General features: G+C 57.8%; 22 protein-coding genes and 1 riboswitch. Of the genes, 11 read left to right on the forward strand and 11 right to left on the reverse strand.

Annotated features, from left to right (window positions below; all coding sequences use genetic code 11):
- Positions 1 to 7 precede the first annotated feature (7 nt).
- The 11 genes from P3T17_RS11880 to P3T17_RS11930 all read right to left on the reverse strand — a co-directional run bounded on the left by P3T17_RS11880 (position 8) and on the right by P3T17_RS11930 (position 11,645).
- Positions 8 to 583 (reverse strand): DUF1788 domain-containing protein, encoded by a 576-nt coding sequence (locus P3T17_RS11880; protein ID WP_429406819.1) that lies wholly within the window; start codon positions 581 to 583, stop codon positions 8 to 10.
- Positions 584 to 605: 22 nt separating this feature from the next.
- Positions 606 to 1,217 carry a DUF1819 family protein gene (locus tag P3T17_RS11885; protein WP_429406821.1) on the reverse strand — a complete coding sequence of 204 codons (612 nt, stop codon included), beginning with the start codon at positions 1,215 to 1,217 and terminating at the stop codon, positions 606 to 608.
- Positions 1,217 to 2,086, reverse strand: a complete 870-nt coding sequence (locus tag P3T17_RS11890) for a helix-turn-helix transcriptional regulator (protein ID WP_429406822.1) — start codon at positions 2,084 to 2,086, stop codon at positions 1,217 to 1,219. The genes P3T17_RS11885 and P3T17_RS11890 overlap by 1 nt, the downstream gene beginning before the upstream one ends.
- 340 nt (positions 2,087 to 2,426) lie before the next feature.
- A complete protein-coding gene (locus P3T17_RS11895) occupies positions 2,427 to 3,080 on the reverse strand; it encodes a hypothetical protein (protein ID WP_429406824.1) in 654 nt (217 codons plus the stop codon).
- Between the two features lie 19 nt (positions 3,081 to 3,099).
- A complete protein-coding gene (locus P3T17_RS11900; protein ID WP_429406826.1) occupies positions 3,100 to 4,104 on the reverse strand; it encodes an ADP-ribosylglycohydrolase family protein in 1,005 nt (334 codons plus the stop codon).
- 95 nt (positions 4,105 to 4,199) lie between these two features.
- Positions 4,200 to 5,348, reverse strand: a complete 1,149-nt coding sequence (gene metK, locus P3T17_RS11905) for a methionine adenosyltransferase (RefSeq protein WP_429406827.1) — start codon at positions 5,346 to 5,348, stop codon at positions 4,200 to 4,202.
- A gap of 116 nt (positions 5,349 to 5,464) precedes the next feature.
- Complete coding sequence (locus P3T17_RS11910; RefSeq protein ID WP_429406829.1) at positions 5,465 to 5,893, reverse strand: DUF3293 domain-containing protein; 429 nt, start codon at positions 5,891 to 5,893, stop codon at positions 5,465 to 5,467.
- 28 nt (positions 5,894 to 5,921) lie between these two features.
- Positions 5,922 to 6,027, reverse strand: a riboswitch (SAM-I-IV-variant riboswitch).
- A gap of 545 nt (positions 6,028 to 6,572) precedes the next feature.
- Positions 6,573 to 8,003, reverse strand: a complete 1,431-nt coding sequence (locus P3T17_RS11915; protein ID WP_429406831.1) for a PD-(D/E)XK nuclease family protein — start codon at positions 8,001 to 8,003, stop codon at positions 6,573 to 6,575.
- A gap of 121 nt (positions 8,004 to 8,124) precedes the next feature.
- Positions 8,125 to 10,281 (reverse strand): AAA family ATPase, encoded by a 2,157-nt coding sequence (locus tag P3T17_RS11920; RefSeq protein WP_429406833.1) that lies wholly within the window; start codon positions 10,279 to 10,281, stop codon positions 8,125 to 8,127.
- A 107-nt stretch (positions 10,282 to 10,388) separates the two neighbouring features.
- Positions 10,389 to 10,838 (reverse strand): hypothetical protein, encoded by a 450-nt coding sequence (locus P3T17_RS11925; protein ID WP_429406835.1) that lies wholly within the window; start codon positions 10,836 to 10,838, stop codon positions 10,389 to 10,391.
- Between the two features lie 297 nt (positions 10,839 to 11,135).
- On the reverse strand, positions 11,136 to 11,645 hold the full coding sequence (locus P3T17_RS11930; protein ID WP_429406837.1) for a hypothetical protein: 510 nt from the start codon (positions 11,643 to 11,645) through the stop codon (positions 11,136 to 11,138).
- Between the two features lie 208 nt (positions 11,646 to 11,853).
- Here P3T17_RS11930 and P3T17_RS11935 point away from each other — a divergent pair, with 208 nt between their 5' ends.
- The 11 genes from P3T17_RS11935 (at position 11,854) to P3T17_RS11985 (ending at position 18,433) form a co-directional block, all read left to right on the forward strand.
- Entirely contained in the window at positions 11,854 to 12,060 is a 207-nt protein-coding gene (locus tag P3T17_RS11935; RefSeq protein ID WP_429406838.1) for a hypothetical protein, read from the forward strand.
- Positions 12,061 to 12,324: 264 nt separating this feature from the next.
- The gene (locus P3T17_RS11940) at positions 12,325 to 12,456 is read left to right on the forward strand and encodes a hypothetical protein (RefSeq protein WP_429406839.1); all 132 of its coding nucleotides are present in this window, start codon (positions 12,325 to 12,327) and stop codon (positions 12,454 to 12,456) included.
- Between the two features lie 453 nt (positions 12,457 to 12,909).
- Entirely contained in the window at positions 12,910 to 13,149 is a 240-nt protein-coding gene (locus tag P3T17_RS11945) for an ADP-ribosylglycohydrolase family protein (RefSeq protein ID WP_429406841.1), read from the forward strand.
- A gap of 324 nt (positions 13,150 to 13,473) precedes the next feature.
- Positions 13,474 to 13,830 (forward strand): hypothetical protein, encoded by a 357-nt coding sequence (locus tag P3T17_RS11950; RefSeq protein WP_429406843.1) that lies wholly within the window; start codon positions 13,474 to 13,476, stop codon positions 13,828 to 13,830.
- Between the two features lie 51 nt (positions 13,831 to 13,881).
- Positions 13,882 to 14,337, forward strand: coding sequence for a hypothetical protein (locus P3T17_RS11955; protein WP_429406845.1), 456 nt, complete (start codon positions 13,882 to 13,884; stop codon positions 14,335 to 14,337).
- A gap of 351 nt (positions 14,338 to 14,688) precedes the next feature.
- Entirely contained in the window at positions 14,689 to 15,342 is a 654-nt protein-coding gene (locus P3T17_RS11960; protein ID WP_256455678.1) for an EcsC family protein, read from the forward strand.
- 218 nt (positions 15,343 to 15,560) lie between these two features.
- A complete protein-coding gene (locus P3T17_RS11965; protein ID WP_256455677.1) occupies positions 15,561 to 15,845 on the forward strand; it encodes a dynamin family protein in 285 nt (94 codons plus the stop codon).
- Positions 15,846 to 16,660: 815 nt separating this feature from the next.
- Positions 16,661 to 16,867: a hypothetical protein gene (locus tag P3T17_RS11970; protein ID WP_256455676.1), complete on the forward strand. Its 207-nt coding sequence runs from the start codon at positions 16,661 to 16,663 to the stop codon at positions 16,865 to 16,867.
- A gap of 151 nt (positions 16,868 to 17,018) precedes the next feature.
- On the forward strand, positions 17,019 to 17,258 hold the full coding sequence (locus P3T17_RS11975; RefSeq protein WP_256455675.1) for a hypothetical protein: 240 nt from the start codon (positions 17,019 to 17,021) through the stop codon (positions 17,256 to 17,258).
- A 67-nt stretch (positions 17,259 to 17,325) separates the two neighbouring features.
- Positions 17,326 to 17,523: a hypothetical protein gene (locus P3T17_RS11980; RefSeq protein ID WP_256455674.1), complete on the forward strand. Its 198-nt coding sequence runs from the start codon at positions 17,326 to 17,328 to the stop codon at positions 17,521 to 17,523.
- Between the two features lie 76 nt (positions 17,524 to 17,599).
- Positions 17,600 to 18,433, forward strand: a complete 834-nt coding sequence (locus P3T17_RS11985; protein WP_429406848.1) for an SIR2 family NAD-dependent protein deacylase — start codon at positions 17,600 to 17,602, stop codon at positions 18,431 to 18,433.
- The last annotated feature ends 142 nt before the right edge of the window (positions 18,434 to 18,575 follow it).

Here is an 18,575-nt window from a genome sequence, read left to right on the forward strand (position 1 = left end):
CTATTGATCAGGGAACCAGGCTGAAGGCACGGTAGTAGTTGTTGCTGGGAATTCGATTGAACAAGGCGAGTGACTGCCCCGAGTAATGACCGGGGTAGAAAAGAACTAATGGCTTGTGACCGAGCAACGCGTGCAGTTTGTTAAGCAGATTATGGGCACGCAGAACGGGCCAAACGGAACCCACACCGTTAATAAGCACCACATCGTGCAGGCTGGCGCCGCTGTGCTCCATCAAAAAAGGAGCAAACTTGTCCATATGCAGCGGCCCAGACAGCGCCTTGAGCAATGCTTGATCGCCCTTGGCCCGCTGCATCTGAATGGCTTTATCCGTGAAGCTGCGTTGATCCAGATAATCACGCATAGCGTGGAGTAGGTTGATGTGCGCTACTTTGAGCTGCCTGTGCTTCTTGGCTAGAAAGCTCTGCAGGAAACACAGGTATTCGCGTACCTGCAGCTCATCTTCGGGCGCATAGTCAAAAATCCAGAAACCTAGCTCGTTGCCCAGGCCTTGGCCCTTCAAGAATTCCTCGGTGAGGATCTTTTCTGGGATCTGGTTGAGCCGATCCTGCAGTTGCTGATTCATGCGGACACTCCTTATTGCACGCCTACTGTCCAGTGGCGCTGGATACTTCCAAACAGGCTTTTAGGCGATATCGGTAGCTGTCGTCGAGCAACGCGCGAACCTCTGACCGAATCATCAGGTTTTGCAGTTTCATGTTGCGGGTGCTTTCCAACAAACCGACCTCGGCCAGCATGCGATAGATGACTTGCGCCATCTTCTTGCAGCTGGACTCTGTCCAGGTGCTGATAGCGGGGTCGCGATGGCTGCGCTCATCCAGGAACTCATTCCAGTGGTAGGGCTCAAGCACTCCAGCGCGCGTAACAAAAGCATCCCGCACTACAGTTTCGATGAACTCGATAAGGAGCAGGTTACGCTCTAGGGCGGAACAGAACACCACTTGTGTAGCAAGTTGATCGTCACCATCACGAATTGCTCGCCAGAAGGAAGCGTCTAGCCGTTCCAGACGCTTGCGCACGGCTTGGGCTACGCGCTTGGCCGACGCAGGGGTGCGCTTCTGCAGTAAGTTCTGCCGTTGTATCACCTCTTGCCACTGGTCTGTGCTGGCGTCCTGCAGCAGCAGGTTTGCCACGATGCGTGATTCACGTACCTGCAGCGAGCCGCCGATCAGGTCAGAGTCATAACTGAAGCGCTGCATCAGTCTCCACCTCCGCCGAAAAGGTGAGGCTCAAGCTTGCTGCGATCGGCTGGCTGCAGCTGCAGCGGATGCTCACTCACACGAGTAGCCTCAGCCTCGGTGATCGCCGCCTGATAACGCTGTAGGGTGTAGTGTGCCAATGCCTTGCGTACGGTGAGCTGTAGGCGGCCCTCTGACATGGCAAAATCCCTCTCGACGAGCCCTTTCTGTGCATCGTTGATCAGTAGATTAGGAATGAGCGTCAGGGTAATCTGTTCGTGCCAAAGGCTATCGTTATCTGCAGAGGGCGCATTGTCGTCGCAGGGTTTTGGGGGACGGGCGATGCGCGATAGTAAAAAGTCACGGTAGGACTGCCGTTTGTGGCACCAAGCTCGTACATACCAGCGGAAACCGGTGTAAACCAAGTTGTGCGGAGAGATGACACGCTCGTGGAGCGCCGGAGTGCTCATTGAGGAATACAGAATCTTGAGGCTGCTACCTGCACGGCATGCCTTAACTACCTCGCGCACCACCTCCGGTTGGACGGCCCGGTCTGGCAGCTGAACCGTTGCGACCACTGGATGGAACTCCAATACTTGGGCCATCGGCTGACTGCCTTGGCTGGCGAGCATCTCCAGATACTCATTGACATGCCCGACTGTGAACACAGGACGGAAGCCTGGCGCAGGGACATAGCCTTTTAGCGCTGAGCTATGGGTGAGCGCCCCTTCGTTGAACTCTGTCTTATAGCGATTGATGTCAGAAGAGGCCTGCTGGCGGGTGATGCCGAACCACTCCATCAATTGGGTGGTTACGAGACGCCCCTCCCAGAAAGCAATCAACTCGATGGCTCGGAGGCGTAGAAGGACTTCGTGTTTGAGGTTGAGCATCCGCAATACGTGACAAAGATTCGACCCCGATTCTATCCGAGTGATGCTTGACTGTAAATGTCTATACAGTAAAGTTTTTTTACCAATCGGTCTGGTGGAATTGCAGGGGTTGATCAGCATTCGCAGTCGGCCACGTCAAAGTCAACGGATCGCAGGCCACCGTAGCATCTGGCCCTACCCGGGTTGTAGTCACAATTGCTCGCAAGTAGTTAATCAGCGGGAAAAACCTAGCTGAAGGTATATACGCAAATTATCCAAGTGCGGCGATACGCACTCGCGACGCCCTTCGGGTTGATTTAGATGTACCTTTAAGATGGTGCTATTAGCGTGCTCTCATTGATTAGCGCGCACTTTCGCCATCACAGCCCTCAAATTGGGACCGATAGATGACATTCGCGCGCAAAGATCTCGCGTAGCCACCGAAGAACCCTTGTCCAATCATCTCGACCAGTCCGCCGGATTCAAGCACAAGCGCGTTCTGGCGACGCAGCGCTGCATGGTACTCGCCAACGCGTCCGGGATGGAACCCGCCAAGAGAAACTTTCTCGCCGAATGCGGGTTCTACGTCCGCACGGTGTGTCGTACCGATCAGGTCGACGCTTGCGTCATCATGGGCCTTGTACACAATGCAATCCTGATCGTACTTCGCGCCATGCTCAATTAAGAAGCCTGTCAGATTGCCGCCATCGTCGCCCTTTATGCCGATCACTAGGTACGCGCGTTCGATGACCTTCTTGACGCCTGGTGTGCCGCTGTTCTCAATGAAGTACCCATCGATATAGCGGAAACCGAAGCCGCGCGATCGAATGTCGGATTGAAGTTGCCGGCTTCTATGCAGATTTTCCTCGGCGCTATAGTCGGACCGGTGGGCCGTGATGAACCCGACGTTGCAACTCCGCGTCTCTTCATAGATTCGCTCGAGAGATGCTTCGTTAAGTTGCGGCTGGGGCATTTGCTCCAGTTCCCGCCTGATCTGCTCCAGTGACTTGATCATATCTAATCTCCAGCACGCTTTACTCGCGGTTACCATTTACTTCCATTGTTCGTGCCACCAGCGACGAAATCAACGGCGCTACGAGCGCAAACCCGCGCAACGGCGTCAACCAGCGCTGCGGAATTCCCTCGAAACCAAACCGGATGCCAGCGAGGCCGCCTGCCACAGCGGCGGTGGTGTCCGTGTCGTGACCAAACAGGATGGCGGTCCGGACAACGTCCTCGAATGAGCCTTCTTCCAATGCCTGCTTTGCAGACCAGAGGGTGTCGATGACGTACCCTGTCCCACGCGGCCGATCGGTCTTCGGAAAGCTTCGCAGCACGTTCAACTCGGACAGAAACAACGTTTTCTCCTCTTGGCGCGGCCACGCTTCATAGATTGCTTCCAGACGCTGATCGGCCCGCGACCACGGGTCGCCAAGCTTTCGCAGATAGCCCCTCGCCAGAAGACAGTAAAACGCACACGCGACCAGCGAACGGGGATGGGCATGGGTCGGTAGCGATTGAAGATGAGCATCCTTGACCAGCGCCTCATCGGTTCCGGTATGCCAGACAGCCAAAGGCAAAACCCGCATCAGCGAGCCATTGCCATTGTCCATTTCGGACGCACCGCCCGATTCGCGCGGCGACACTCCGTCGCCTATGTTGCGCAACGCTTCGCCCGTCTGAATGCCGACGTCGAACACGTCACCGTCAACGGCCATGTAGCCATGATTCAACCACCGCACAAGCCGGCCGGCAAAATCAGTCAGCGAAAGTTTCCCGCATTCAAGCAGGCTGGCGAGCAGACAGAGTGCCTGAGCGCCGTCGTCGGACCACGTGCCAGCAGGCACGCCTGCATGTGAGCGCCTGAATTCGGCGGGCGTGACCATTTCTATCTGATCGCGCGAGGGAAGCCGCTCCGGCGGACGAAACTCATAACTGACGCCGACGGCATCGCCGACCAGCAACCCAACTAGACCTCCAAGTTCGGCGTTGAATTCGCCGTGCTGTTTCAGTGCAGTAAAGTCATTCCCGATTGACAAGTTCGCTCTCCCCGACTGTAAGACGATGGATCACGTGCGGCTGTACCGACGTATCCATTGCGTTATTGATGTTTAAGTGAGTGTGGCAATCTGCGTCATTGCACGACTTCCCAAGGCAGGTTGAGATCATCGCGGCCAAAATGCCCATAAGCGGCGGTCGGGTAGTAGATCGGGCGCAACAGATCGAGTGTGTCGATAATCCCTTGCGGGCGCAGATCGAACTCGCGCGCGAGATCGGCGGCGACATTTCGCGGGCGCCCAGTTTCAGTTCCGAACATCTCGACGACGAAGCTCACGGGTTCAGCGACACCGATCGCATAAGCCAGTTGCACCAGAGCCCGTCTGGCCCAGCCGCGTGCCACGACCTGTTTGGCAAGAAAGCGAGCCATGTAAGCGGCCGACCGATCCACCTTGGATGGATCCTTGCCCGAGAAAGCACCTCCGCCATGTGGGGCAGCGCCGCCGTAAGTGTCGACGATGATCTTACGACCCGTCAGCCCGGCATCACCCTTAGGCCCGCCTGTAACAAAACGTCCGGTAGGGTTAATCAGCGTGCGGAAGGACGTAGAGCGGAGATCCTCAGGAATGACTGCGTCGATGAGATGTCTTTGGATGGCTTCACGCAATGCGTCGAGTTCAATGCCGTCATCGTGCTGGGTCGAAAGCACGACGGCTTCGACGGCCGTCGGTCGACCATCGACATAACTAAACGTGACCTGCGATTTCGCATCCGGTTGCAGCCACGGCAGCGCGCCACTCTTTCTGAGTTCAGCCTGCCGGCGTACCAGTCGATGCGCATAGACGATGGGTGCAGGCATGAGTTCCGGTGTCTCATCGGTGGCGTAACCGAACATCAATCCCTGATCACCGGCGCCCAGAACGCCATCGGCACGATCGACGCCCTGGTTAATATCCTGCGATTGGCCATTGAAGCGGATCTGGACCTCGCATTGATCGGGCGCGATGCCAGTATTGGCATTGGTGTAGCCGGTTTCGCGAAGTACCTGGCGCACGAGGGACGCCGCGCATTCACGCACAGCATGGAAATCTTCGATGCGTCTCGTCTTAAATTCTCCCGCGACGATCACGCACTGATCCGCGAGAAGTGTTTCGCAGGCAACGCGTGCGTGACGATCTCTTGCGAGGAACGCATCGAGGATGCGATCGGAAATCGCGTCGGCAAGCTTGTCGGGATGGCCCTCGGAAACGGATTCCGAGGAAAAAAGCCCATTTCGAATTGACATCGTAATCTCCTGTTTAGCCGCGTTCGACAAATCGTCGGGGGCGGCAATCCGGATCAAATCCCCCCGGTTCTTTCCCGTATAGGGCGGCGAACCAGCCGAATCAAATCAACAACGATTCATCGCAACAGGACAAGCTGAGGCGTAGCGTCGGTGCCGGACCAGACGATGGCGTTCTGACCGCATCGCGTACCGAGCGTCTTTGCAGCCTCAAGTGGGAGTCCCAATACAAGGAAGCTCGCTTCGCCAGGCCAATTGTTCGATGGGTGCTGACCGATGCCTTCGACAAAGCTCAGGCCGAGCTGCTTCAGCTCGCCCGCTAGCGCCTGTTGTCTGGCAGCATTGAACTCGTCACTAGAATTCTGGCTGAAGGGATTGCAGGCGGTGATGAATGCACTGCATTCGGTGTCGCGAGCTTCGTGCAGCGTTGCCAGGGTCGGGTTGGTTTCGCCAACCTTTAATATCGTGGGCGTGTCGCCGTGAACGCAATAGTACGTTTCCAGATAGGCCTGGATCGTTTCGCGAGGAATGTCTGAGTCAGAAAACAAAAAACCCTCCGTTCAAGGAGGGTCGACGCGTTACCCGTTTGCTTGCTCGTTCAGGAGCCACATCCGCTTTCGCGATCCACCTTGCCCGGGAAGGCAGGTTGGCTTGGGCGTCGACCCAATTCAAAATGTGTGCGCATTGGAGCACGCGCAGGGCGCATCTGTCAAGCCGGACTGGAGCTGACACCTTGGCCGTAGCCAACAAGCTAGAGCAGCACCTCTCATGTCGCCGCTCCCCACCGATGGAGGTTTTGCGCGACGTCCGAGCTTCGCGCCGTATCAAGGTGTCGACCCAACGCAAAAAGGTTAGCCTCGACTAGAGGTCGATGGGTTCGCAGCTTGCGTCTGCCAGTTCGGACAGAGTTTGCAGCTTCCCGAAAACGCGTCACCAGAACTTCGAACAGCCGTTTCTCCACTCGTTCCTCTGTCGCGCTCAGCGCTTCTCTCTGCGCGCTGCGCAGGCTCGCGACGTCGATCGGCCGAGTAAAGCCGCTGGCGAGCCGAGCCGCCAGGTGTTCGATGGTGCAAGCCACGCTGTTGACGGCGCGCCGCTACGAGGCTGCCCGCGCGCGGCGAGATGGTCATGCACCACCAGTGTGTTGCGGGCCATGACGGCTTTCCTCACTGTTCGGATATTCACGCGCTGACCTCGCGTACAGCTCAGCGCGCTGCAGATGGCCTGTCAGGCCGCGGTACGTTCGTTCCCTTCTCTGAAGCGCTCGAGGTATTCCTCGATCTGCTTCGACGTTCTGGAGACAAACTCATTCAGCTTGTCGACGAAGTACATCGCGTCGGGAGCTTCGATGTTGCATGCGATGCTCGTGCTCACGAGCGCTTGCACCTTCTGGTTCAACTGCTGCTTGGGCTTGCCCCGCGCGAAGAGGCGAGGGAAGTCGCTGACGCGGTCATCCGCCTGAATTTCCCGCACTATCGAAACGCGGTCCTCGAGATACACCTCTTCCGTGTACACGGTGTCGTCGAGCAACCAGATCTGCAGGGCGACGAAGATCTTGTGCGGCTGCTTCGAGTCGTTGCGAATTTCGTATAGCACACGCGGCAACTGCCGGTCCGACGCGTCGTAAATGCGAGGAAAGCGCTGCACCCAGTCCGTGACGATGAAGCGCACGTACGAGTTGTCGCCCTTGACCCTAGTGAGGCCGAGTGTCCTGAGCGCGTCAATGATCATCTTTGCCCGCGCCTCGAAGCCCAGGTCAACATACTCCAGCAGCGGGTCCAGCAAGCGCTTGTTGCGCTCATAGAGCACAATCCAGTTTGCCGGATGCGGTGCATTGTGGTCCGACGCCTTGATGGCTTCCTTCAGGCAGCGCAGCGCCGTGGTGTGGTGGCTGGCGAGCTCGGAGAGCTCGCAGTTGACGAAGCCATCGGCGTCGTCGGCGACGTCGCTCAGAATGTCGAGGTAGCTTGCCAGGAATGCGTGCTGCTGGTCGCCCAGTTGCCCCGATTCCCCCGAGGCAGCGAGCACCGTGCGCAGAGGCTGCGCAACCGACTTGCTCCATTGCGCATTGATCCAGTCATCGCCTCTGCTGTCTTGCTCGTCGATCGTCAGGTAGATGAGCAGCAGCTCTCGGTCGGTTTGTTGCGCCCACAGTCGTAGCGGCGTGCGATAGGCGTCGAGCTGTCCCTCACCTTCGCTGGCCCCGATCTTCGCTTCAATCGCGACGGCCCAGCCTTGTCCCTCCACGAGCAGGTCGATGCGGCGCTTGCCGCGCTCGAGGGCTGCATTCACGGGCACGTCTGAATATCGATCCTCGTCGAAGTCGGGAATGATGCGGTCGCGTTGCACCTGCTGCATCTGCAGCTCGGCGTGCACGCGGACGATGGCGTTGCTGTCCGTTTCATAGCGCAGTAGCGTGGTGTGATCGCTCGCCGCTTCGCACACACTTTTCAGAAACCCACGCAGAAAATGGTCACCCAGACCGTGATTCTCTCGGGGATCGAGCAGCCAGGCCAATGTCGTTGTATGACGCAGCTCGCGCTTCTCTACCTTGAGGACGCGAAACGGGTTGAACGACTTCCAGCGTGCTCGCAGCCTGACTGCGAGCGGGTCATGCAGCACATCGAGGAGACTTTTGACATCAGCGAAATTGGGCATGGCGTTGTTGCGGTTGTTGCGAATCGTGGATCGTTGCGCGGACTACCACAGCCTGTGGGGGCGAACGACATGACCACGTCTCAAGGGTATCGGCACGAAGATGACTTTCTTTAGCAGCACGTCAGCGCAGAAAGCCGATCGGTGGCGATCCGCGCTGGCGGGAACTGCATTCGCTTTCGAGTGCCTCGGCAAACTCGAGCGTGCTTTTCAGAGGGTGGAACCGGTGGCGCCGGATCACGGCCGCGAAATCGCCCGGTGTCAGCGCGGCGAGGCACGAAAGTATGCGGTCGATCGTGGCATCCGGCGCTGCGAGCCCGAGCGCCTCGCAACGTTGCGCAAAAAACGTCGCGGCCTGCGTGGGCTTCAGATAGCCAAAACGCAGCTTGGCGTCGAAGCGGCGCAACGCGGCTTCGTCGAGCAAGTCGTACAGATTGGTCGACATGACCAGGACCCCATCGAAGTACTCGATCTGCGTGAGCATTTCATTGACGGCGGTGACTTCCCAGCTGTGGTGGCTCGCCGCGCGCTCCCGCAGGAAACTGTCGGCCTCATCGATCAGCAGGAGCGCGCGTTCGCGCGCGGCTTCACGAAACACGCGGGCAATGTTCTGCTCGGTTTCTCCGACATAGGGCGAGATCATGTCAGAGGCCCGGCGCAGCAACAGCGGGCACTGGATTTCTTGCGCGAGCCACGTCCCAAACGCGGTCTTACCGGTGCCAGGCGGACCGTACAGGCAAAGGCGCGCCGAGCGCGTGTTTGCGATGTTCTGCGCGAGCACGGTGAGATCGACGTCGACGCTCACAAGTCGCGGGTCGAAACCTCCCGTGACCTGGGGCGCGCCATGAAGCGCGAGCGGCGCGTGGCCCTGCGCTTCCAGCGTGTCATTGACGATCCGCTCGAGCGCGTCGCCAAAGCTTTGCGAGGTCCAGTCGTCGGCGACGTGATGCAGCACCTGGGCGGCGCGTGCGACCACGCCGGGCGTGAGTGCCGGATGCGCGGATAGGCGATGCAGGCTGGCTTCAGGCGCACGGCTCTCGCAGGCTCGGGAAATGATGCGGGTGCGTACGTGTAACGGCGGCACCGGCAGGTTAAGCACTAGGTCGAAGCGGCGTACGAACGCGGGATCGATGCCTCCGACCGAATTCGAGAGCCAGAGCGTCGGCACGGGGTTTTCTTCAAGCGCACGATTGAGCCAGGTTTTGTGCGCCTGCGCAACGCTACGCTCACCCGGCTCGCCACTGGCGAAGACGTCCTCGGCTTCATCGAGCACCATCAACGCGCGACGTTCGGCAAAAAAAGCCTGCGAAGCACGAAATGCCCGCAGGCGCTGCGCGCCGGGCACAGCATCGCCGTCAGCGTTTTCACCCGTGACTTCGTAAAGGCTCAATTGCATCGCGCGAGCTAGCACGCGCGCCAATTCCGTCTTGCCGGTGCCAGGCGCGCCATGCACGAGAATGTTCACGCCGCGCCGCTGCGTCAACGAGGCGCGGTCGAGCCAGGCGCGAATCAAGCGGACCTGTTGTTCCACGTGAGAGAAATCGTCGAGCGTCAGCGTGGGCGGCGAGGCGAGCGTGACCAGCCCGCGCAGGAGATCGAGCGTATCGACGGCGTCCGACACGATGCGATCGGCGAATTCGCCTGACAGCAAGTCGAGTTTCGTGGCGAGCGTCCAGCGCTGTTTGCGATCGACGCTCAGCAAACCCGAGCGTGCAAGCGTGCCTTGAGGCGAAAGCGCGCGCCGCACCGCCTGTTCGTCAATGCCGAGCACGGTACCCAATGCGTAATAAAGGCCTGCCGACGTTAGTTCGCCGGTCCAGTCGCTCAGCTTGTCGAGAACCCGATCGCTATGCAGGAGCACTGCGAACATCAGGATTTGCGACTCGACATCAGTCAGACCGACCAACGCCTGGAGCTTGCCGATGTTCTGTGCAACGATGGTCGGAGCGTGCGCGGCCAACGGATCGGCTTCAACCGCGGCGAGGCGCTCCTGCAGGAGCTTGCGTGCGGACTGTGTGTCGAACAGGAGATCCGTGGCCTTGATCGCATCGTCTTCTTCGAGATCGAATTCCGCCGAAAGTGCACGCGATGTACCAGGCAGACTCAGGTCCGGTAGCGCGAGCGCCTGGGAGATCAGATCGCTGGCCCAGCCGCTCGGCTTGATCAGGTATTGATGCAGTTCCAGGTGCACGAGTAAGCGCAGCGACCAGAGCTCGATGACGGGTTCCACGTTGCTGGTACGATCAGATGAAGACTTCGGGAGGAAAAGGCGACGCGTCATGGGCGGGTTGGGACCTCCAGCAATTCAGACGTGTCGAGTATGAGCGTGCAACAGGACATTTCGTGTCCCGGTGACGTCCGCGATGCTTTGTACGCGAACAAACAATGTCAGTGCGATGCGCGCTCGAACCGTGTGCTTGCCTCATCGTGATTGCGTGTACCCCACGAACTGATCTGATTGAGCGCATTGCCATACTGACGAGCGAAGAACCAGCTCGTGCGGATGAGTTTCCACGAGTAGCCGAAGCAGTTGTGACTGTCGGCGACAAAATACGGTTGCTGTGCCTGTACGAGAAACCCGATGTCGAGCTTCCGCGCGAGTTTCGCGAGCCAATGCTCGAGATCGTTGAGCGTGGCGGTTTGGTCGACATGGCAGAAATCTAAACTGCCTGCCAACAACCCCTCGCGCACTTCATCGAAATCATTCTGCGGCAGGTCGCGAGCTGGCTCAGACAAAATGTCGTCGTAGAGCGAAGCGTCGACGTGAACGAAATGTTCCACTCGCAAGGCGTGCATGAAGAAGCATCGATGAATCGATGGCTCAGTGGGTCGTGGCATGAAGATATCCCTTCTGTTGAGGATACCGTGCTGCTTGACGCGGCTCGTTTGCAGCGCGCGTGGCGTGATCGAGCCGCGTCAGCAGCGTTTTCAGCCGGCGAAGTTGCGCAGGCATGACACCAGGCGTTGCCTCGACCTGCCGAATACGCGAACGCCGGGAGGTCGAGGCAAAAATCGCGAGGGCGCTATCGTTGACCTTGACCCGCTCGAGATGCGTTATCGCGGCATCGAGGTCGCGAATTGTGTACGGGCTGATGCTACGCGCTGACGTTGCCTTTCTCTTTCCGGGATTGATCGTCATTGGTGACATGACGCTCCGCGATGAGCCATCAGTCGATGGCCGTACGATACTTCGACGTAGATCTCGCCGATTCGAACCAGAACGTCCCAGTTGCGTTGAGCGCCCTGTTGGTAAAGAGCTCGGAAGAGGTGGCAGACCCGCATGCCCGTGATCGAGCGGGATGTTTGATCGTGCCGGTCGTCCCCGGTGTTGAAATGGTTGACTGCGTCCGCCTCCATGACGGTGCGGCCGTCGAGCGTCGCAACAATGTTGTGGTTATCGCGGTCGAAGTGCGGATCGCACTCGCGCAGGGCGCACCAGACTTCGACACGAAGGTCAACGCCGTGCGACGCATGCGTGTCGACGCTCGCGGCTTGCTCGACAACCGCTTCGTCGCGCAGCCGCGCGACGGCCCCGTGAATCCAGTATTCGGCCTTTGAAAGACGATTGTCGAGCATTCGAATATCCACGACTTGGCTGACAGACAAGTCGGCGAGACGTCGGTGGCCAGACGTCGAAGCGGTCATGCGCTCCCCTTTGTAGTGGCGATGACGCAATGATGAGAGCTGGTTGGGACAGGCTGTGTCCTGAAGTGCTCGGACGCGAAGCGTCGATCTTCGAGCGCATGGGACACGCTTTGTCCCGATACGTACCCATACTTGCTCTGTATCAGGAGCCGGTCGCTGGATTTGAGAAGCGCTGGCGCAATCACCACACTTTTGCGTGACAGAACAGATGGCACTCCAATATTTGCGCGACGATCGCTTTCGCGTTATCGGGAGCATCGAAACGGATTCGACGGGCAAGCAGGTGGCGCGAGACGCACGGTTTCATCGCGTCGGCGACTATGATCCGCGCACGAACCACACGCGCGACGAGCACTACCGTCTCGCCGGAACGGGGAGTCTTCTGACGGCGATGATCTGGCGCACGGCCAGATAGCGGCGACACGCCCGCTGCGAGTGGCAAGCAGAACTTTGTGAGCGGGTCCACCGGGGCGGGCCGATTCTCACCGTACCCGCTTCAGACCTCGAATGTCCGAATGCTCTAGGAAAATCCCTTTCCATTGTCGCGAAATCCTGCGCGGCGTTGTTGCCGGAGCGGGTCTGATCTTCGGGACACGGTTTGTCTGGATCTTTCGCTAATGTGCTGCGAGGCGGTTCTGAATAACGCGCTTCACTCGACCTTTTCCTGACAGGAGAAAACATGTTCACGAATAGCAATGCTTCCCCGCTTGATCACCTGGCCGCGTTTGCGATTGTCCTTGTGGCGGCGGTCGTCGGAACAGTGGCCGTTGGTGCGTATATCGACGTGATTCGAAGCGATGCGCAGCAGTAGGCATTGGATCATCGATTGCCTGGTTGAGGGGGGCGTTCGGCGCGAGTTTATTCCTGATCGGTATAAAGTGGCCGTCGCGCACGCGCGCTGTTCAGTTGATAAGTAGACGATTGCGAAATTGATTGAGAGAACATGCCTATTCGCCCATCTGCGTTCACGTTGGAGTGCGGTCGATGCAAGTGGTCGCACACTTTTTTCCTCGCAGTGATGTCCTGATACCGGGTCTGGACATTCGCACACATTGTCCGCGCTGCGGGGCTAAGGAACTGGTCAGACGGAAACCGACTTTTTGGGAAAGTTTTTCCAGCAGATTCAAAGAAATTGTCGGCAGTTAGGCAGGTTTGGCGGGTAGCGATAGGTATTGACGTCGAGGTTTAAGGGGATTGATCTTCTGACGGAACTGAACGTTCTGAGACGCTTGCGAGAACGGACCGACCGCCAGGAACCGGATACGTGCTCGATACGACCTGGTCGGCCCGCAAGGCATTGGAAGAAGGTTTATTCGAAGATGCTGTGCGGACTGCGATTCTTTTAGGACACGACACCGACACGACTTCGGCCGTGGCCTATGGTCTGACCGGTATCAAATACGGCATCGATGGCATTCCGGCTCGATGGTTGAAACAGTTGCGGCGTGTCGAGATCGTTGAACCGTTGGCTGTCCGATTCCTGGCAAGCGTTAGGGCGCGGTAGATAGGCGGTGATTCGCAATAGCGACTTGCCATATGGTGGGACCAGGCATGGCAAACGTTTGCGCGTTGGGTCGCTGGCCTCCTCAGTCTTGACGATTCAGTTTCGAAAGCCGATGATCGCTCTCGCTCTGACGTAAAAGCAGATTCGTACAACAAGAAATATCGGGGAGGTCATGAGCGAAATTGCGGAAAAGGTGCTCGACAGGGCTACCGGAGATGCCTTCTGGTTTTCCGGAGACTTCGTTGACTGGTTTCTGACGCGCACGAAATTCACGGGGACGGGGCCATCTATTATTCGTCACAATCCGACCATCCGTGGCGCAGCATGTCTGTTGCCTTCCGTGACCCAGCTACAGGTTCCACCGAAACACGGCGGCTCGAAAGCGAGACCGATATCCTTCTCATGTTTAGCAAACCCGGCTCCACAAGGTTTGCGCTTCATATCGAGAACACGCTGGCGACGGGAACGTTCACCCCCGACCAGTCCGACTTCTATTTGGCGCGAGCAAGACATATGGCGGACAATCCCACGTACGGTGACTATGCCGACTTCGATACGGTGCTGACTGCTCCTAGAAAATTTTATGACCGATGGCCCGACGGCTGCGCGAAGTTCGAGCGATACATATCGCATGAATACATCTCGGTGCATCTTCCGATCTTTTGCGTAAAGAATCCTTGACCTTCGGTGCGCTGTTCGGGGTGTCTACTGCATATACAACGGGAGGCTGCGATGCTTGTATGGACTGAGGACCAGATAACGCTTGAACTGCTGTCGGATCACTTGACTGATAGTGGACTTTCAATCGTAAGTGTTGACGAAAATCGCATCGGCCTGAAGAGCGAATCGGGTATTTGGTACAGCGTCTCGATGATAGTCGACCCGAAGTTTATCCGCTTGTGGAGCTTTCTCCCGTTGCGTAACGAAGAATCAAAAGTCAGTAAGGTGGACCTTGAACATCTACTGAACGGAAAGATTTTTCTTCCGGTGTTCAGTCTCGACGCCGATGAGGATTTGACGGTGTCATATGTCATGCCGTATGCGCAGGGTCTGATTGCTGGACAATTTGCTGCGATTGTTCAACGATTTGGGTCAATGCTTCAGTACGTGGTGCAGTCGCATTACGAAAGCGGACTGATCGACTTCAACAAGAGTTCGACGCAAGAAGTGTCTATAACGCTGAACTGAGGTTGGCATACCTCACCAGACACATCTGTAGTCAGAGACCGTATGTGACCACCATGCTGAAAGATTAGGGCGTGTCGCTCCGGCCAACCGCCTTCTCTGGGTGGGATGGAAATGGCCCGGATTCTGTCAGGGTTGACGCCGAATCTGTTCTTTGATGACCAGCGGGGTCATCGGCATTCGTCGGTAGGGACTGCTCAGATGTTGCATGCGACGTTTGCCGTTCTCTCGCAGTCCAACGCACCGGCTGAGTACACCGTTAAGTTTTTTCTACTGGGAGCCGTTAGTAGTAGCTGAGAGCGGCGGACATCTGCATCCGTCTAACTGAAAAATCCAAACAACATGTGACCGAGAATGAGTGACCTGATAACAAAAGAGAAAATCATCGAAGTGCTGCACTGGGCCTATGACAAGGCTGTCGACGGCGCTATGGGTACCGATTCTGCCAAGGAAATGGCCGACGAGTACTTGAAGGAGGAAGGACCCCTCGTCGACAAAGTGAATTCCCTGATTCGCTGGCAGAACACGAAAGCGGGTGCCGCGGGGTTTGTGACCGGATTAGGTGGATTCGCCACCTTGCCGGTGGCCATCCCGGCCAATCTCGCTTCCGTGCTGTATCTGCAGATCCGGATGATCGCGGCCATCGCAAAGATGGGCGGACATGATCTCAGGAGCGACAAGGTTCGTACGTTGGTTCTCGCGTGTCTCGCAGGCGATGCGACGATGGAAATTCTGCGAGACGTGGGGGTTCAGGTAGGTCAGAAGGCCGTACAGCTCGCGATCAACAAGATCAGCGGTGCCGTTATCACGAAGATCAATCAGGCGGTCGGGTTTCGGCTTGTGACGAAGGCGGGGAGCCAAGGTGTCGTCAATCTGACAAAGATGGTGCCGTTCCTCGGAGGCGTGATCGGCGGAGCGTTTGACGCGACGGTTACTAACATGATCGGTAATACCGCACGTGACATCTTTATCACAGGAAAGATCGTCGATGAGGTCGTGGAAACCTGAGCGATTGTCACACCTTAAATAACCAGTTTGCTACCTATAACGTGGACTCCAGTCGGTCGGAACCAGCCTAAACAGGGGCAGCAGGCTATGCGCACGGCCGTCGGTATGTAAAGGAAGTACGTACCGACGAAAGCCAGTTCCTGATTCCCGTTTTGACAGCGATCTTTGCCCATCCGCGTTCATTACACGTCAGTCTTCCAACGGCAACTCCACCCACGTTGAAGTCAAAAACTTTACCGATTGATCGTCTGAAAAGGCTCCACGACCTGGTCGACGCTCCAGGTGGTGTTGCTCGCCAGGCTCTCGACACGCCTCTCCAGCGCATCCAGTGCATATTGGGCAGCGTCCTTATTCAGCAACTGATCGTCCCTGTGGTTGGGTCGTTCAGCCCGGGCAAGTCCTCGCTCATCAACACGGTGACTGGCGATAATCTGCTGCCGGTTGCGATCGCGCCCGAAACGGCCCTGCCCGCCGAGCTTCGCTTTGCCGATATCCGCGAGTGACCGTTGGTATGGCCCAGAAGCGTTCATGCCGGCGAATCCAGAAACGAAGGCCGGACTTGCTATGGGTTTGCGTATTCACCACTCGCTGAACAGCCGAACCTGCCACTGCGTCTCAATTCCGAAGCGCGTTATTGATAGCGACAGTACGAGCGAAAATCTTCGCCGCGAGTCCCGTAATCTCTTCGTAATAAGTCCCACCTGACGGTGTCCTTTCTGAAATATCGTTCGGCGGGACTCCAGGAGATAAGGCCGGGTTTGCGTACAAATTGAAACTGCTCAAGCCGGAAAACGAAACGCAGTGGACAGCAGACGAGAATGTGGAAGATCTTTTCCAGGCAGTGGAATTCCTTACTCGCCGGACGACTGAACACACCTGAAACATGGTTTCGCGGGTAGTGGAATTCTCATCTTCGCGCTCAGGAGGCCATTCAAGTTGCTGATTCGCACAAAAAGCAGTCCGTATAGCCATGGCGGCTCGAACCACGGTAGTGAGTCGACTGCTAATGTTGATCTTTTGAGATATGGCGTAGAGGGCGAGGTTGGGTTGTCCCACACAATCCGTGACCGACTCTGCCCCAACCGATGGTGAAAAACATTGTCCCTTTAAAACGGCAGCCTACGAGAGGCAGCTATGACCAACTTCATTGTCTCGAATCAGCGTCTATATCCTGCGACGACCTGCGCAAACGCTTTCAGGCGAAGCCACGGCGCCCTTGTGCTTTGTCGAAGCCTTCGGGACGCGAATTGTCCCAATGCGCTCCTATAGTCCGGTCATCGCAAAGCCTGCATATATCCAGACGCTACGGGGAGCACCGATGGCCACCGAATACCTGAGAGACGACCACTATCACATCATCGGCTCTATCGTGACCGATTCGAGCGGCAAACAGATTGCCCGTGACGCGCGTTACAACCGGGTCGGCGAATACGACCCGAGGTCCGATCTGACACGCGACAGCCATTACCGGATCATCGGCACGGGCAATCAGCTTTCGGCGTTGATCTGGCGTACGGTCAGATAGCGGCGACACGCTCGCTGCGATTCGTAAGCAAAACTTTGTGAGCGAATGCTTAAAGAAATTCAGTTACGTGCCGTAAATGCACAGGTGTAACGAGGTTTCGGCTTGTGCAATCAGGACGTCGTTTGTCCAAAGCGCCATGCAAACTATCTGCATGAACTCAGTTGAACATGCCGCGCGCCGCGCAGCTCGTCAGAGCGGGGTGGCATTGGCGGCATCAACACGCCGTACTAACCTGGAAGAGACCGATATGCTGAACAACAATTCTCCGCTGGAAAGCCTCGCAGCATTTGCAATTGTCTTCGCCACCGGCATTCTGTCGACGGTTGCGCTTGGCAAGTACATTGAAAAGGTGCGCCGCGACGCACAGAACGCCACGTCCGGCGCGATTTGACCTGCCACCCCGGCGTCGAATCGCTTTTCCAGCGCGCGTCCTCCTGATGCCAATCCCCGCTTCTCCGATGAAACTGACGTGTCGTTCATGCGGCTGGCGTCACGTGTATCCGCAGCGCAGCGACGCAGTGGTCCTGCCCGGCGCATGCGCGGCATGTGGCGGCGAAGACCTGGAGCGAACCGTGGCGGGCCCGCTGGACGGCGCTGCAGCGCTTGCCGAACTGATCTTGCGCCGCCTCAAGGGCTGCTCACGTTTGAAGCCTTAGTACGGAATCGCGGCACTTCGACAACATATACGCAGCAGCGGGCACTACGCAAACGGGGATACGAGGGCCGAACGAGATGGGAGAACAACAACGGGCAATGGCGCAGGCCGCTGCCTGGCTGCACGATGCGGACGGCCTGCTGGTGACAGCAGGCGCGGGCATGGGCGTGGACTCGGGGCTGCCCGACTTTCGCGGCAATGAGGGGCTGTGGCGCGCCTATCCCGCGCTGGGCACGGCACAGATCAGCTTCGAGTCGATTGCCAATCCGGCATCGTTCCACGAAGACCCCGCGCTGGCATGGGGGTTTTACGGCCATCGCCTAAAGCTGTATCGCGAGATTGAGCCGCACGCTGGCTTCTCCATCCTCAGACGCTGGGCAGAGCGCATGCCGCACGGTGCATTCGTTTACACCAGCAACGTCGATGGCCAGTTTCAGAGCGCGGGCTTTGCCGACGAACTTGTCGCGGAGTGCCACGGTTCGATTCATTACATGCAATGCGTGGCGCCGTGCTGCTCGCGCACCTGGCCCGCAGCCGGGTTCGAGCCAGAACTCGACGAGCAGTCCTGCCGCCTTCTCTGCGCGTTGCCGCGTTGCCCAATATGCGGCGGAATCGCCCGTCCCAACATCCTGATGTTCGGTGATTCCGCCTGGCTGCCGAGGCGCACGGATGAACAGGAAGCGCGTCTTCAGCGCTGGATCGCATCTGTCGGACGGCCAGTGATAGTCGAGATCGGCGCAGGCACTGCGCTGCCGACCATCCGCCGTTTCAGCGAGCGATGCGGGCCGCGTGTCATCCGCATCAACGCGCGCGAGCCACAGATCGATCCGGCGATGGGCGTTGGCATTCGGGGCAGCGCGCTCGAAACTCTCATCGCGCTCGACCACGCCCTTGGCACACAGACCCGATGACATCGAGACAAGGGCGGCCTGTCGCGGACCCGTCGACTACCGGCGCACTTTTGGGACATGACGACAATGTCGCGCTGTGATGCGGCCTGCAGACGTGCATAGCACCAGTCAACTCACGACCACGCGCATTGCGCAAACGGAA

The organism is Paraburkholderia sp. GAS82 (genome assembly GCF_050436285.1).
GTDB classification, from domain to species: Bacteria; Pseudomonadota; Gammaproteobacteria; order Burkholderiales; family Burkholderiaceae; genus Paraburkholderia; species Paraburkholderia phenazinium_B.

Bases quoted from the DNA above. Each gene is read 5' to 3' on its own strand.
- P3T17_RS11915 (WP_429406831.1), bottom strand. From the start codon at position 8,003: ATGCCCAATTTCGCTGATGTCAAAAGTCTCCTCGATGTGCTGCATGAC.
- P3T17_RS11895 (WP_429406824.1), bottom strand. From the start codon at position 3,080: ATGATCAAGTCACTGGAGCAGATCAGGCGGGAACTGGAGCAAATGCCC.
- P3T17_RS11940 (WP_429406839.1), top strand. From the start codon at position 12,325: ATGTTCACGAATAGCAATGCTTCCCCGCTTGATCACCTGGCCGCGTTT.
- P3T17_RS11955 (WP_429406845.1), top strand. From the start codon at position 13,882: ATGCTTGTATGGACTGAGGACCAGATAACGCTTGAACTGCTGTCGGAT.
- P3T17_RS11890 (WP_429406822.1), bottom strand. From the start codon at position 2,086: ATGCTCAACCTCAAACACGAAGTCCTTCTACGCCTCCGAGCCATCGAG.
- P3T17_RS11935 (WP_429406838.1), top strand. From the start codon at position 11,854: ATGGCACTCCAATATTTGCGCGACGATCGCTTTCGCGTTATCGGGAGC.
- P3T17_RS11970 (WP_256455676.1), top strand. From the start codon at position 16,661: ATGGCCACCGAATACCTGAGAGACGACCACTATCACATCATCGGCTCT.
- P3T17_RS11980 (WP_256455674.1), top strand. From the start codon at position 17,326: ATGAAACTGACGTGTCGTTCATGCGGCTGGCGTCACGTGTATCCGCAG.
- P3T17_RS11930 (WP_429406837.1), bottom strand. From the start codon at position 11,645: ATGACCGCTTCGACGTCTGGCCACCGACGTCTCGCCGACTTGTCTGTC.
- P3T17_RS11950 (WP_429406843.1), top strand. From the start codon at position 13,474: ATGTCTGTTGCCTTCCGTGACCCAGCTACAGGTTCCACCGAAACACGG.
- P3T17_RS11975 (WP_256455675.1), top strand. From the start codon at position 17,019: ATGAACTCAGTTGAACATGCCGCGCGCCGCGCAGCTCGTCAGAGCGGG.
- P3T17_RS11920 (WP_429406833.1), bottom strand. From the start codon at position 10,281: ATGACGCGTCGCCTTTTCCTCCCGAAGTCTTCATCTGATCGTACCAGC.
- P3T17_RS11960 (WP_256455678.1), top strand. From the start codon at position 14,689: ATGAGTGACCTGATAACAAAAGAGAAAATCATCGAAGTGCTGCACTGG.
- P3T17_RS11925 (WP_429406835.1), bottom strand. From the start codon at position 10,838: ATGCCACGACCCACTGAGCCATCGATTCATCGATGCTTCTTCATGCAC.
- P3T17_RS11885 (WP_429406821.1), bottom strand. From the start codon at position 1,217: ATGCAGCGCTTCAGTTATGACTCTGACCTGATCGGCGGCTCGCTGCAG.
- metK (WP_429406827.1), bottom strand. From the start codon at position 5,348: ATGTCAATTCGAAATGGGCTTTTTTCCTCGGAATCCGTTTCCGAGGGC.
- P3T17_RS11880 (WP_429406819.1), bottom strand. From the start codon at position 583: ATGAATCAGCAACTGCAGGATCGGCTCAACCAGATCCCAGAAAAGATC.
- P3T17_RS11985 (WP_429406848.1), top strand. From the start codon at position 17,600: ATGGGAGAACAACAACGGGCAATGGCGCAGGCCGCTGCCTGGCTGCAC.